This is a genomic window from Vallitalea maricola, from assembly GCF_036985595.1.
GTDB lineage: Bacteria > Bacillota > Clostridia > Lachnospirales > Vallitaleaceae > Vallitalea > Vallitalea maricola.
On sequence record NZ_BTPU01000044.1, the window covers coordinates 21689 to 36269 of the forward strand.

The 14581-nt window shown below is 28.6% G+C and carries 19 protein-coding genes; 10 read left to right on the plus strand and 9 right to left on the minus strand.

Annotated elements, in window-relative coordinates:
* Nucleotides 1-11: 11 nt before the first annotated feature.
* From AACQ14_RS13870 to AACQ14_RS13905, 8 genes are all read right to left on the minus strand, one after another.
* On the minus strand, nt 12-1514 hold the full coding sequence (locus tag AACQ14_RS13870) for a recombinase family protein (protein WP_339364175.1): 1503 nt from the start codon (nt 1512-1514) through the stop codon (nt 12-14).
* Between the two features lie 610 nt (nt 1515-2124).
* Complete coding sequence (locus tag AACQ14_RS13875) at nt 2125-3126, minus strand: hypothetical protein (protein WP_339364176.1); 1002 nt, start codon at nt 3124-3126, stop codon at nt 2125-2127.
* 82 nt (nt 3127-3208) lie between these two features.
* Nucleotides 3209-4954 carry an AIPR family protein gene (locus tag AACQ14_RS13880; RefSeq protein WP_339364177.1) on the minus strand — a complete coding sequence of 582 codons (1746 nt, stop codon included), beginning with the start codon at nt 4952-4954 and terminating at the stop codon, nt 3209-3211.
* 92 nt (nt 4955-5046) lie between these two features.
* A complete protein-coding gene (locus AACQ14_RS13885; RefSeq protein WP_339364178.1) occupies nt 5047-5478 on the minus strand; it encodes an ImmA/IrrE family metallo-endopeptidase in 432 nt (143 codons plus the stop codon).
* Between the two features lie 57 nt (nt 5479-5535).
* Entirely contained in the window at nt 5536-7719 is a 2184-nt protein-coding gene (locus AACQ14_RS13890; protein ID WP_339364179.1) for a hypothetical protein, read from the minus strand.
* Nucleotides 7720-7999: 280 nt separating this feature from the next.
* Nucleotides 8000-8653 carry a hypothetical protein gene (locus AACQ14_RS13895; protein ID WP_339364180.1) on the minus strand — a complete coding sequence of 218 codons (654 nt, stop codon included), beginning with the start codon at nt 8651-8653 and terminating at the stop codon, nt 8000-8002.
* A gap of 178 nt (nt 8654-8831) precedes the next feature.
* The gene (locus AACQ14_RS13900) at nt 8832-10043 is read right to left on the minus strand and encodes a hypothetical protein (RefSeq protein ID WP_339364181.1); all 1212 of its coding nucleotides are present in this window, start codon (nt 10041-10043) and stop codon (nt 8832-8834) included.
* 240 nt (nt 10044-10283) lie between these two features.
* Nucleotides 10284-10691 carry a helix-turn-helix domain-containing protein gene (locus tag AACQ14_RS13905; RefSeq protein WP_339364182.1) on the minus strand — a complete coding sequence of 136 codons (408 nt, stop codon included), beginning with the start codon at nt 10689-10691 and terminating at the stop codon, nt 10284-10286.
* A gap of 156 nt (nt 10692-10847) precedes the next feature.
* On the opposite strand from AACQ14_RS13905, the gene AACQ14_RS13910 reads away from it, so the two are divergent.
* The 4 genes from AACQ14_RS13910 (at nt 10848) to AACQ14_RS13925 (ending at nt 12030) form a co-directional block, all read left to right on the plus strand.
* Complete coding sequence (locus tag AACQ14_RS13910; protein WP_339364183.1) at nt 10848-11045, plus strand: helix-turn-helix transcriptional regulator; 198 nt, start codon at nt 10848-10850, stop codon at nt 11043-11045.
* A gap of 319 nt (nt 11046-11364) precedes the next feature.
* Nucleotides 11365-11523, plus strand: a complete 159-nt coding sequence (locus tag AACQ14_RS13915) for a hypothetical protein (RefSeq protein ID WP_339364184.1) — start codon at nt 11365-11367, stop codon at nt 11521-11523.
* Between the two features lie 43 nt (nt 11524-11566).
* On the plus strand, nt 11567-11821 hold the full coding sequence (locus tag AACQ14_RS13920; protein ID WP_339364185.1) for a hypothetical protein: 255 nt from the start codon (nt 11567-11569) through the stop codon (nt 11819-11821).
* A complete protein-coding gene (locus AACQ14_RS13925) occupies nt 11818-12030 on the plus strand; it encodes a hypothetical protein (protein WP_339364186.1) in 213 nt (70 codons plus the stop codon). Before AACQ14_RS13920 ends, AACQ14_RS13925 begins: the two co-directional genes overlap by 4 nt.
* Here AACQ14_RS13925 and AACQ14_RS13930 read toward each other — a convergent pair whose 3' ends face one another.
* The gene (locus tag AACQ14_RS13930; RefSeq protein ID WP_339364187.1) at nt 12031-12207 is read right to left on the minus strand and encodes a hypothetical protein; all 177 of its coding nucleotides are present in this window, start codon (nt 12205-12207) and stop codon (nt 12031-12033) included.
* Between the two features lie 230 nt (nt 12208-12437).
* Between AACQ14_RS13930 and AACQ14_RS13935 the strand changes: the two genes are divergently transcribed.
* The 6 genes from AACQ14_RS13935 to AACQ14_RS13960 form a co-directional block, all read left to right on the plus strand.
* Nucleotides 12438-12620, plus strand: coding sequence for a DUF6906 family protein (locus tag AACQ14_RS13935; RefSeq protein ID WP_339364188.1), 183 nt, complete (start codon nt 12438-12440; stop codon nt 12618-12620).
* Nucleotides 12608-13156 carry a helix-turn-helix domain-containing protein gene (locus AACQ14_RS13940; RefSeq protein WP_339364189.1) on the plus strand — a complete coding sequence of 183 codons (549 nt, stop codon included), beginning with the start codon at nt 12608-12610 and terminating at the stop codon, nt 13154-13156. Before AACQ14_RS13935 ends, AACQ14_RS13940 begins: the two co-directional genes overlap by 13 nt.
* Before the next feature lie 66 nt (nt 13157-13222).
* A complete protein-coding gene (locus AACQ14_RS13945; RefSeq protein ID WP_339364190.1) occupies nt 13223-13531 on the plus strand; it encodes a hypothetical protein in 309 nt (102 codons plus the stop codon).
* On the plus strand, nt 13524-13679 hold the full coding sequence (locus AACQ14_RS13950; protein ID WP_339364191.1) for a hypothetical protein: 156 nt from the start codon (nt 13524-13526) through the stop codon (nt 13677-13679). Before AACQ14_RS13945 ends, AACQ14_RS13950 begins: the two co-directional genes overlap by 8 nt.
* A 58-nt stretch (nt 13680-13737) precedes the next feature.
* Nucleotides 13738-14124: a hypothetical protein gene (locus AACQ14_RS13955; protein WP_339364193.1), complete on the plus strand. Its 387-nt coding sequence runs from the start codon at nt 13738-13740 to the stop codon at nt 14122-14124.
* Nucleotides 14125-14152: 28 nt separating this feature from the next.
* Nucleotides 14153-14581 (plus strand): hypothetical protein (locus AACQ14_RS13960; protein ID WP_459112800.1); only part of this gene is annotated, 429 nt, incomplete at its 3' end.

Genomic DNA, 14581 nt, shown 5'->3' on the forward strand with positions numbered 1-14581 from the left:
CCCCTATTTTACTAGCTTTTCCACTCAATCTTGATAGCTCCATTTGTAATAAAAATCTTATTTATGAATCGCTTAGCTATATTTTTTTGTTCTACTAGAGTGAGTTCGTCCCAACGATTGACATCCTTGGTTGCATCTAATATCTGTTCTGAACTTAGAGTATCGTTCACGATGTATTGTTTCATCTCTTCTAGTATTCCCTTTTTCTCAGAATCTAATTGTTCTATTTTATTATTGATATAATCTGATATCACTGTACTACCTTGTGCTAGTTGATTAATTAGGTTGTCTATCTGTTTATCAATATCTATAACCTGTAATTTTAATTGATTAAGTTCATAACTAACTTTTTTGGGAGTATCTTGCTTAACAGCTTCTAAAGTTGATAGCTGCTTAATTAACTCTTTTTGTACGTAGTCTTCAATTTCATCAACATAATGAGTTGGATGTTCCCCGGTACATATTTTATAATTGGTTTTTCCTGAGCATGAGAGATATTTATAGTTTTTGAATGTCTTAACAGTCATAGCATAATTACAATACCCACATTTTACTAGACCACTCAACCAAGTATATTTACCTTTTCCAGTATTCTTAACCTGCTTATTCTTATCAAGCCTATATTGACATGCTAACCAAGTATGGCTGCTAATAAAACCTTCATGTAAGCCGATAGATAACACATGGTCTTTAAAATCAGTATATTTGGCAGCGTTACGATCCCTCTTACCGTATAGATAACAGCCATTAGTACCAATAAATTCAGATATATCATTACTGATTTTACAACCTTTATTTTGATAATAAGAATAAATATCAGCATCAGCCATGACATAAACAGGGTTACGGAGTATTCTCTGGATTTTCTGTCCGTCCCAGTTAACACCATTAGGGGATTTATGACCTTCTTGATTCAATAATGCTGAAAGTTTACCTAGTGATATATCGGTGGTAGAGTAGAGGTCAAACATCTTAATCAAAACATTATGTTCCTCTGGATTAGGTTGTAGCATTGAAGTCTTAACACCATCTATAGCAATCTTTTCTTTTATACATCCATAAGGGGTTTTACCACCCATAAAAAAACCTTTCTTTCCTCGGGCATAGTAATTGTCCTTAATACGTCTCTGGATAGTCTCACGTTCTAATTGCGCGAATACCATAGTAATATTAAGCATAGCATTACCCATAGGAGTACTAGTATCAAATTTCTCAGTAGCACTAGTGAACTCCACATGATTTTTCTTGAATAGTTCAATTATCTTAGCAAAGTCTAAGATAGAACGACTGATACGGTCTAATTTGTAAACAATCACTTTGGAGATATCTTCACGCTTGATATCTTTTAGCATCTGTTCAAATTGGGGGCGGTTAGTGTTGCTGCCACTGAAACCTCTATCGCTATACACCTTGTATTTTTCTGTAGTAAATTCTTTTTTACAGAAATCTATTTGACTTTCTATGGAAATACTGTCTTTTTTATCTATGGATTGACGAGCGTATATTGCTATCATTGGGTATCACCTCTTAATTTGTTAGTTATATTATAAGTGAAAAATTAGATTTTAACAAGTAAAGTGATTTAAGAATACTTAACTTAAAATAAGATATTTTGATGTGTTAATTAGTAAGAAAATAAAATAGAGAGTGACAATAATCTTGCCATTCTCTTTTAAAGACGTTTCAAATTTCTTATTATGAAATATAATGATTGAGTGAAAAATATTATACTAACAATGGTTAACAGAATAATTAGTTTTTCATTTAAATCACTATTGTTTTTCATGAATGAGAAATCAAAATATAAAGTAAAGAAATTTATTATTATACTCAAAATACTAAATATTAAAGATATTACGATTGCTGCAAAGTATTTATTTAAATAATGGTGTTCTTTAAGTCTGTTAATTTTTTGATTTGAAAATGTACTAATTAATATACTTGTGGCAGTAAACAAAAAACCAGATATTATAGCATTAAAATTTATTAAATTTAATTTACTTGAGCTAGAATATTGAATCAAATTATTTTTTAATACTACAAATACAAAAATAAAAGAAATTATGAGCAGAACTATATTTTGCCAATAATAACGTATTATTTTAGGTTTGTTGTTCAAATTAATCACCTCACATGATTTAATAAAACCCTTCTGATTTTCATATATTTCTCATGCATTTTAAGTCTAACTTCATCATCCCAATATGAAACATTTGCAATATCAATTGTAACTTTTGAAATGAATTTATTATCAAGGAAATTATATTTTGTCATATCTTCATCTTCATTCCTACAACATGCAATCAGTTCATCCGACATACCATTTTTCTTCAAAGAATAAGATTTGGTTTTATTAAATATTTTTTTTAAGATATTTTTGTCATTTAAAATATTCTTGCTTCTTTTACCTTTTAATGTAAATTCATAGTCAATAGATTTTAGTTCTGAGATTTCTTCAAATTCTTTTTCACTAAGACCTAATGCATCGAGGTCAAGTAAGTTATCTGGTGGTAATGAAATTTTATATGTTATACTATTTACTATATCCTTTTTTATTATTAAATCAATTCCATTTTTAGCTATTATTGGAGTTACATCAATAATATAATCTGGATCTGTCATTTTTCTAGATAACAAACTTAATTTTCTTATATCTGGTGCAGATTGAGACTTCATAAATGCTAGTGTAATAGTTGGGTTATTATTATTGTCTTCAAAAAACATATAAAAATATGTAAATACTTCAAAAAATTCATCATCAGCTTTTGTTATTTTAGTTGATTTTAGAGTTGTTATTTTACGTTTTTGAAAGTCAATAATATCCTTTTTCTTCCCGAGTTTACCGAAAAAATAATTAATTTTATTATCAATTGCAGGTGATGAAGTATTATTAATACTATTTATATTCTTTCCCCATTTAATTAATTCTAATGAATATGTTTGATCGGTATCTCCAAATTGAAAAGTATTATTATTCATTTCATTATTAAGTATATTAATAAATTCATCTTTGAAATAACTTGTACTGATTGCTGTTGTTAATGGAGTTCCATCAGGTTTAATTTTATGGGTATCCTTTGAAAAATGTAGTTGGTAAAAATAAATTGTTTTTGTTTTAATTGCCATAATGACATCTCCTTTATATTATAATATTTTATAGTTGGTTTGTAAATAGCAAACGAACATTTGTTCGTAATTAAAATAAGGATTATAATAAATCCGTGAAATCAAATGTTAATTGTTTGCATTCATCAAAATAATCAAGTAATAGATCTGTTGTAATTTTTCTTTCACAAGTTTTTCTATCATTAAAATTAAGATTAAATTTAGGACTATTTAGCAAATCTATTATTTCTTCTATAACATCAATAAATTCATCATTATCATCTAAGACTGATAACATTTCAGTACAATATTTAATCATACCATTACTATTAAATGGTGGTATCTTAAATCCTGCAACTTTAACTCTGAATAACATTAGAATATGATATCTATATCTCCACATATTATCTTCAATCATATTGTCATTAAATAAATTTTCAAGTTTTATGTAGGTTAATGAACTAACGTAATAAGGTTCTAATTTATGATTAATATCAAAGATAGTATGTCCCATTTCTTTCTTTAGTTTCCCATAATAACCTGTAACAAGATGTGGTTTATTAAGAAACATTGAAGAAAAAACTTTAATTTGAGTTTCAATATTTACTATTCTAAAGTTTTGAATATCACAATTTTTATATTGATTTGTTCGTCTTTCATAATATAATTTATTTTCATCTTCATACAATGCTTTATAAAATGTTTCAAGATTTTTTTGGAAGTCAGTTAATGCTTCTAGTTGTTCAACTTCTACAGCAGTTTGGTTATTTGTAGCTCTTGTTATTTGACTTTTTATTTCTGGATTATCAGTAATTATTATTTTTAATGGGACGTTAACCTTCTCAATACCTTTAATCAATCTGTTTTCATATAAAACATGACTCGTTTGACATCCATTCACTATTTGATAGTTAGTAATAGTTAAATCATCACCTGCACCTGATATTTGTTCTGCAACAACTGTTACACCATTATTTAAGATACTAAAAAATTCAAATTTCCCGTTTGAAATAGTTGTATTAATATCATTATTTACAGGGTTATCTTCTTTTTCTAAATAGTCCCTTATGTTATCCTCAAATACAGATTTCATTTTATCTGTGTCATCTATAATAATTTTTTTAAATTCTTCAAATGGTAGCATACCAGAATATGATACTTTTACATCTGGAATAGTTGGCAAAATTACTTTTTTTTCAAAATGTATATCAGCAGTAACGGGTTCTTTTGTTTTTCTATACATTGATTGTAATATCTTAGCATCACATGGATTGAAAGTTATTGATTCAAATAGATTAGTACTATCTAATTCTTTTATATTGTTTTCTATAATATTCTTAAGATTAGCATCTTCAATCCATTTCCCAGTAGATACATAGTACAATTTACATAATGGGTTTCGTTCTTTCATATACTTAGAATTATTATATATAAAATCTTTCATTTCTATAAAAGTTTTCATTTCGTCAGTTTCAAATATATTAGCTTGATTAGAAAAGAAACTTTTAACCCATCTAAAAAAACCATCTATTTTAGTTCCACTAAATTTTGAAGATGTTTTAGACTGAATAAAAACAAACTGAACGTTTAATATTCTGTTCATATCAATTAAATCCTGAATTTCATTTATTGATTCACATAATTTATTATTAATAATAATTCCAATTCCATCAATTCCTTGAGTTGCTCTACCAGTTAATGTGTTTTTTATATTAAAGCTTATTGAATCATATTCTTTATTAATAACACAATAATTTACAAATAATTCAAATTGGTCACTTTCTTTCATTCTTCTATAATTTTTACTAAGTGAAAACTCATTTAGAAAACTTTTGGTAATTGCATCCATGGTTCTTACCTCCTTTATTTTTACGTACTATAGGTATTTAATAATGTAATACCATTTAATCTTCTATAATATATTTTTTTCTCACATAATTTCTATATAAATTTTAATTTTACTAATTCTATTGGTATAGCCACCATAGAAGAAATCTGTTCTATCTTCATATCTTTAAATTCTATATCTTTTTCAAACCCATCTGGCAAGAGTAGGTTAGCTGCGAAATAATTAGCTTGATATTCAAATTTATCTCTTGAATAGTATGTATTCTTTTCTAAGTAAGCCATATTAAGATTATCATGTAGTAAAGCGTGTCCTAATTCATGAGCTATAATTACACGTTGATCATAATAATCTAAGTTATTATTAACAAGAATAAATTTAAAACCATTTTGATTGATATATAGTCCATTATTATTACCTAAGTAATCATAGATAATGGTTATACCTAAGTAATTGGCTAATTCAGTTGGTTCATTAGAACCAAATTTATCTAGTAACTTAGCTATCTCAATTTTTATCCAATTCATGATTGTCACTTTCTAGTAGTATTTTTTTGTTTACTAAAAATTATTGTATTAGTTATTCTATATTCCCTTTAAGCTGTTATATAAGTTTATTAACTCTTCTAATGACATATCTACAATTGGTTCATACATAAAAGAATTAATATGAATGTTTTCAGATGTAATAATTAACACCCTTTCAATAATTTCTTCAATTTTAATATCTTCAGGATTATCCTTGTTAAAATTAATCATATTTCTCAAATTTCTTGTTTGATCACGTGTAATCCCATTTACTAATTCATTATTATTTATTCTATTTATCATGTATTTTTCCGCCATATGCCTAATGGCAATGGATAAAACAATTTTGTTCTCAATATTTATAGAGTTTGTCTCATGATTAACTATCTGCTCAGCAACTTCACTTAATAGAATTACTACTTTTTTACTACTATTCTGAGTAAAATTTTCTATTTTACGTTCCCATATTGTGTTGTACCAGATAAATAGGTCTTGTACCAAAATATCTTCTGTAGCTTTAACTTCACCTGAGCTTACTTGTTTATAGTGCAATAAATTAGTAAGGTTTTTATATATAATATTGTCGGTTCCTTTAATATATTCACTTATATTTCTGACAAATGCAATTGAAGAAAGAAAAATTTTATCGTTGTTGTAAACACTATTTCTCCAGTTTGCAAAAACATTTTTAGTATATTGACCATGCTCTAATGTTATAGCCACTTCATTTTTGTTAACAAAATTAGATGAGGGCTGAATGCCTATTCGTGATGACACAGTTCTATAAAAATCAAAATTATGGGTAAGTATGATTGGAAAAAATATTTCATTATCAACTATTTCTTTAATATACTCAATGATTGCATATTTGTTTCTATAGTCAAATGAATCTGCTAAATCATCAATAATTAAAAAAGTATCCTTATTTAACTCTTTTCGAGCTTGAATTTCAAATATAACATTTAATAAGTATAATGCTTTTTTTTCACCATTACTTAAGTGACGTAGTAAATTTTCTTCTTCAACCTCGGTTTCCTCACCCCTATCTTCATATTTAAAAGCAATCGCTGGCAACTCACTTTTTAATATAACATCATCTTTGTTTGTTACCATAAGTTTGAATGGCATATTTGAAAATCTTTCATTAAATTGAGTTACTACTTTGTTCCACGTTGTGGATTGTTCATTAGCTAATTTAACTATATCAGTAAGCTTTTTTCTATTATTTTGATAATTAATAATTGCTTCCTTCATTAATGGTAATTCATTAAAAAGATAAGATATCCATAACTTTCTCTTAAAATTAGGTAAGTCCAATAATTCTGGAATTATTTCTCTATTGTTTAATATTATGTCACGTAATTCCTTTGTTCCTGTTTTTGCAGACAGTAGCTTGTCTATTTTATCAAATTCTTCGGATAATTCTTCGTCTAATATTCTTTTCTTTTCATCATCTATTATCTTTTTATATTCTTTTTCACCAATTGCATTACCAGTATTCGCAAATATAACTTGATGTTTGGCTTTGAAGAAACCATCTTTTTTTAGAATTCTTAAAACATCTTCTGCATTATTATGATTAAATGATTTTTTGAAGACACTAGAATTGGTTAATAACTTTTCGTATTGTTCTATATATGCTTGAAGTTGTTTTTGAACTTCATTATTCAATAAGATTTTTTCAGAATCAGGAGTAATTATCTTACTGTACTTAATATCAATTTTATTGATATGGGAGTCTTTATTATCAATGTAGATTTTTTCAATACAATCATAAATTTCTTTTTCAGGTAAGCCAAAATCTTTTAATAGTATATTTTCAGAATTTCGCTTACCTGATAATTTATTTATATTTTTAAACAAAATATCCATTTTAGCTTGTATATCTTTATGAATGTTTTCGTAATCTTTTTTCAAATCTTCATCTGCTAATAATATGCTTACATTATCAGATTTATAGTTATCTAAATATGGTTCAATTACAAGTACATCATCTTTGGTAATGTCTACTCCATTAGCATCATTGAATTTAACTTCTCTTATAGTATTACGAGAGGGGTAAAAACAATCTTTAGTTTCTTGTTCTAAATAAATATCTTTTATAGTATTTGCAAAGGATGTTTTCATTACTCCATTCGGTGCATAAATCAAATGAGCTTTTTTCCTTTCATTAAATGTAAAAGTATAAGTCAAGTTTGATATACCGTAGCAATTTTCTAAATTAATAAATATTTCTTTCATTTATATTCCTCCATTTAGGATAGTAATTTATATAATAACCTTTATTTATCACTTATTCTTTAAATTATTTATTAAAAATTCCATACAAAAAAGCAGCGAATAAAAACTATCCAACTACTCATTTAAAATGCCTTTTTCATAGTCGGCTAAGCGATATAAGATATTTTATTTTTTATTATCCTCATTCTGCCATATCTTTAGTAGTTCTTAACATCTTCTATCCGAACGAACGGAAATACATTGTTAGCTGATGTATAAAACGCCAATTGACAAACTTACTCTAATTAATATGTGCTAAAAATTGCTCAATACCTGATAACATATTTTTAACATCATTGTTATCATAATTAGAAAAATTCCCATGTGCTGCAGAATTCCCTATGTCTAACCATGCTTGTATCAATCTCCATTGAGGTTGAGTATATATTTGTATTTTTTTTAATTCATCATTTATTCTACTTGTTTTATATGTATCATCTATACCTTCTCTTCGAGCAATTCTTTTTAATGCATCTTCAACAACCACTCTACCTAATACCGCAGAAGCGTCTTTATGACTAGTCTCTAATAAGTGTTTAGCCTCTTCCAAAACTGAATCAAATATTTCTCCAGCTATTAAAAACTCTTGTCCAACTATATATCCATTTTCTAAATCATCTAATGCTCCCATTAAAACACCAGTTATTGCATCAACATCACTTGGTCTACTTACACCTACATTTAACTTTTTATCAAGCTCTACATAATGAATGCTATGCTCTCCAAAAGTAATCTTGATAATATTTCTTGCTTTAGTTAACCAAGCATTTAATTTTATCTTGTCACCTATAAAACTTCCGCCTATAGTACTACCCTGTTTTGTAGCAAGAACCTCTTTACTTTCTTGGATGATAGCTTTTATTCTATTGGAATAATTTATAATCCTTGGATTCATTGTTTTTCTCCTTTCAAAATACCACTACAAAGTTTTATATGTTAGCTAACGTTCCGTATTTCCGACGTATCTGAACTGGTGGACCCTCAGAGCCCTTCTTCGTAGGCGGTGCTTGCACCCAGTGAAGAGATGTGCGTAGCGAACGGAAATATATTGTTAGCTGAAGTCTACACGGAAACTATATTGCAGAATTTATTATTATTATCTTAGCAATCATTTCAATCAAAAGAATTTCCTTTCTTACTAAAGCTAGATTTTCATTAGTCGCCAGAAAAGGTATAGCCTTATCTTCATCAAAATCAGGATTTGAATGAACAATTGAACATCTTAATCTATATATTCTAGTAGTTAGGTTATCATAAAAAGCATTATCATTTTCAAAGTTTATCCCTATTAATCTCATGTCTGAATTACACTTTAATATTCTATCTTCAGTAAAATAACTAAGCCTATTTATTTCATCTAAATTTTCAGCCAATTCTTCTCTATCAATATATTGATTAAAGACACGTTTTAGCTTAATTTTATCAGTAAGATGCTTCTCATTTTCTTTCTTAACCAATTTTACAGCTTTATTCACATAATGATCTATCCTCAAGTGAAAATCAGGTTTAAGTAACATTTTCCTAATACCGCTTGACACTTGATAATATGCGCTTTTATCAAGAAAATATTCTATAATACTATAATAACACAAATATCTAAAAGGAATATAATTAACCTTCTCCGCATTTCTATAATATCCAATTAATTCAGGTATATAGTCTTTGTAACTAAATTCAATACTATTATTTGGTAATTCATGTCTTCTTGCCATACCACCTATAGGTCTTGTATAATAGTCATCTAAAGATATTGGTTCAAAGTGAATTCTGAAATTAGAACTAATATCAAATAATACAGAATCAGTTATACATCTAATATCCTCTGAAAAAATACTCTCATCATAAGTAGTAAAATTTGAAATTTTTACTATAGTTGCTCTGCTAGGTCTATATCTTCCGCCACGAATTGATGACATTAAAGTATACTCATCTTGTCCTTCTTCTATAACTTTAATTAATATATCTAAATTATTGTTTTTATAATTCATGTTAATGTTTAGATTCTTCTCAGGTGAAAGGGATCTATTAATCCTTGAAACACTTGTAACCTGTAAATATATATCCGTCTTCCAAATAAATCCCAAAAAATCATCTAATAATTCTAATTCATCGAAATCAAAATCTTTGTAAAAGTCCAAATGTGCTCTGCGTATTATTAATTCTGGTTTATTACTATTCTTACTGGATAAGATAATTCTATCATGAAGAGACTCATCATAATCTCCCGCCTCTCTAGCTACTTCAAATTTTTCACTTTCATTTAATCTACTAATTAATTCTTTCACTTTAAGACCTCCCAATCTATAGTGTATATTTCAGCTAGCTAAAGTATTGCCGACACTCAATTAATATACTTAAAAATCATTATTTGAATAAACAAACCATTTATACTATAAAAATATATGATTCAACAAAATATTCAGAAATCAACCCACGCAAAAAAGCAGTGGATAATACTATCCAACTGCTCACTAAAATGCCTTTTTCGTAGTCGTTTGAGCTATATAAGATTAGAATAAAATGTCTTATTTTTTATTATTTTCATTCATTTTTTCTGCCATATCTTTAGTAGTTCTTAACATCTTTAAAAGAACCTCTCTAGTTGGTTCATCCATTGGACCACCACTAAACATAAGTCCATCAGTTTTTTCAACTTCTTTAATTAAATCATTTATTTTCTGATCTATTTCTTTATTATGATTAATATTATTATCTGAACTATCTAAAGGAACAGGATTATTTGTTCTACCAAGTAAGTAATCTATATTTACATTAAAGTAATTTGCAAGTTTTTGAAGTGTCTCTTGATCTGGTTGTCTTCTACCTTGCTCATACATACCAATAGTACTAGGAGAAATATTTAAATAAGTGGCAAGGTTTTTTTGTGATAAATTTTTATTTAACCTAAGTAATTTTAATCTTTTAGAAAACATTATACTCCTCCTATTAAACTTATTATAATAATTATATCACACTTATTGTGTATAACAAGTGAATACACAATAAGTGTGGGAAAATAAAAAAAACATTTGACAATACACATTAAGTGTGATAGCATATGAATTGTATTACACATAATGTGTATGGGGGTGAGACTAATTATTAGATTAGTGGAGTTTAGAAAAAAACTTGATATCAGTCAAATTGAAATGGCTAAAAAGTTAGATGTTTCTTGTTCTTTTTACCAAAAAATTGAAAATGGAGATAGAAACCCAAGTTATAATTTTATTTCCAATTTTAAACGTACATTTAATATTAAATCTGTAGATGATATTTTTTTTGACTAATAATAACACGTTATGTGTATGGAGTGCAATTAAATTAATAATGTACAAACAGTACCTCATAAAATTCATTAGAAGGAGTTGGTTTTATGCCTTACAAAGTAGTTAATATTTATCCAGACATTTCACATGAAGAAAGAAAAGACGTGAAAAAGAGGTAGCTGAATATGTATATAAGGTATTAATGAGACATGATGAAAGAATTAAGAGAGAAAAGGAACTAGAACAAAAGAATTGTACCAAGTGAGGTTACATAATTTGGTTAACCACAAAATTAGCAAAGTAGTAAGCACTAGAAGTAGTGCTATAGGGGGTAGATGTAATGCCATACAAAATAATTAATGTACATCCAAAGTTAACTCCTGAAGAAAAAGAAAAAATAGATAGAGAAAATACCATTTTTGTATGCAAAGTTTTTAGAGAGCATGATGCAAGAATCAAAAAAGAAAAAGAACTAGCTAAAAAGAATGGTGCTAAATAGAAAAACTATCTATACAACATTCTATAGAAAGAAGGTGAGAAACATGGACAAGCCTGTAAAAGATTGTTCTAACTGTGCCAATAACACCAAAGAAAAGAATGGTTGTATTGCAATGAGTATGAGAATAGGAACTAATTGCTTTGCTTGGTGTGATAATCGGGAGCGTATACGTAGAATTGACGATATGATTAATTACTCTGGTGGCTATTTGGTTAGTCAGAATAATCGGCGATTGTTATCACAGAAGAGAAAGTTAGTACAAGCTATCAAAGAAGTTGAAAGGAGCCAGTCAGGATGAATGATATTAAAAGTATCGTGGATTATATTGTGTTTTTATTGATACGTGATGAATGGACAGAAGAACAAGTAGCGACAATCTTATCACAAGTAAAAGGAATAATGGCAGATACTGATAAACAACCTAAGTTTATAAAGTGTAAGGTATGTGGTTATAAGTACTGCCAAGAACAGGATAATTACTGTACATCCTGTGGGGTAAAATTATAATTATTTTTTTATTATAGTTCCACAGTGTTTACAAGCAGTTGTAGTTGAGCTATCAAAAGGTTTTCCGCAACAAGAACATTTAGATATCATTATGGAATTACACCATCTACAAAATTTTATTGGATCTTTGCAATCAGTTATATATGTACAATTTGGATTACTACATATTCGAACCATAATAAGACCTCCCTTCATATGAATTATAACTAATAAGGGAGTATAAGACAATTCAAATAATAATATTTGCATATATCAAATGAAAGAAAATTCTAAAAAGCTTTTTAGGTAAGAAGTGATTTAACTTAATCATATTATACCAAAAGCCTTGTAGTAAAGAAATAGCTTGAACTATACAGTATGTAGTTTTACAAGGAATAATTAATACATTTAGTAGGGAGATGATTTTTTTGAAACATGGTAAAAGACCAACCAGAAGACAAAAGCAGCTAATCACATCTAAGAGACTTAATCACAATAACTGGCTAGTAGTTAAAGACAGCAGAGAAACATTTGACATTGTTCACAAGACTTCGGGAAAAGTGAGAAGTTATCCCAAATTAAAAGGAGTGATAGTTAAATGTGTGTTGTAGACATCATCAAATCTACAAGAGAGCAGCTAGGATTGAATCAAAATGAAATAGCAGTGAAGATTGGAGTCGCACCCAGTACATATGGGGCATACGAGAGAAAAGAAAGAAATATGCCAGATGATATTATTATCGCTCTTGCAAAGGAGTTGGGTTCTCCATCAATCATGGCTGAATACACCTATGAGAGAAATACAGAGTTCTTCAATGTACCACTACTCAATAACGTTGACACACATCCACATATAGTAATTGACAGCTTAATTGAAGAAGCTAGTGAAATGATTAAGGCATTGATGGTTATCAAGAAAATTACCAAAAACAAGACCAATGTATCACAGTTCAACCAAGAGCAGTACAGAGAGTTACTGGATGCAGAGGAACAAGTAGGAGATGTATATTCAGCTCTTAAGATGCATTTTGTAACCATGAGTAAATACGGTGTCAATGTCAAGGAAATAGAGAAAAGATGTAATAGAAAACTAATATTCAAAGGCTATATAAGTGTAAATAGACAAAAAAAAGAAGCCCTTATATAAGAGCCATTAAAAAATTACTTAATGAGATTATACCATAGATTAATTAGATAAGGAAGGTGCTATTTTATGAATGATCAATTGATGAAACAAATGTTGTTGGTGAATGAAATCATGAGAATTGCTCTACTGGTAAACAATCTAAGCGAACATGATATTTTTACTAAGTACTCTGGACATGTAAATGTATTTGAATGCAGGATATATGAAAATGGGTGGTCTAAGAATGCAGACTCCACTAAAGAGTTTGAAGCAAGGTTGAATAGTGATGATGGTGGTCTATCCATGCTTACTACCACAATCAATTACCTCAAGGAATTATACATGAATATAGATATAACCCAGTTGACACAGGAAGGAGCTGAATGTTTTGTATAGCAGATACTTCATGTTGGGAATCACCACTGGAATAGTTTTAGTATGGACTATCAAGAAAATTAAGAAGTACAGACATGAAAGGAAAAAGTGGAAAGCATTTGTCATAAGGATGAATGCCAAGTTGAGAGCAGAACAGATGAAAGCTTGAATCAGTATCTAAGTATTGCATAGCAATTAACAATATAAGATAAGAAAGGGTGAAAAACATGAGTGATATTGATTATTTTAACATTGCCAAGATGGCACAAGGAGCATTGATTGAACAGTTTGACGTTGAATTCGAAAAAGTACTGGACAACATAGCAGACCCGAACACAGCAGCAGAGAAAGCTAGAAAGATAACAATAGAATTCTCCATAAAACCTAGTTCCAGTAGAAGGACAGCCAATGTATCATTTCAGACAAAATGTACCTTGATACCTGCTGCCAAACTCAAGACAGAAATAGCGATAGGTAGAGACTCAGACGGAAAACTGGTAGCAGAGGAATTTACAGGAGGAATACCAGGACAGATGTCAATCAATCTCGATGGTAAAGCAGATGAAAGCGACAGTGATAATGACAAAGTAACAAGACTTAATGAAGCAAGGTAAATCAAATAAATCTTAGGAGGAAAACGTTATGATAAAACAAGCATTAGAATATTTAGTAGGATTAGGAAAGACAGAGGTCAAGGAGATAGATGGTTTCAAGTATGCAACCAACACTTGCAGAAAGATAGCTGATCCAGTAGTAAATGAACATTTTCAACTAACAACCTTAACTGGTGTCATTGATTACGTCAACAATCATATAGACGGACACATAGTAGGAGAAGGACTTACAATACATATCAAATCACCAAGTATCGTCAGAGTATATTCAAGACTCAACAAAGACAGGAACAGAGAGCAGTTAGTAGAAGCCAAGGCAATATTACCACATGTAGAGTTCAACAGTTTCATGGATACAGAGAGTTTCAACATCATGTTACAAAGTTGTTTTGAACCCAATCTTGATATGCAGACCATGTTGAAAATCATAGGTAATATAAAAGAAGAAATGGTTCAG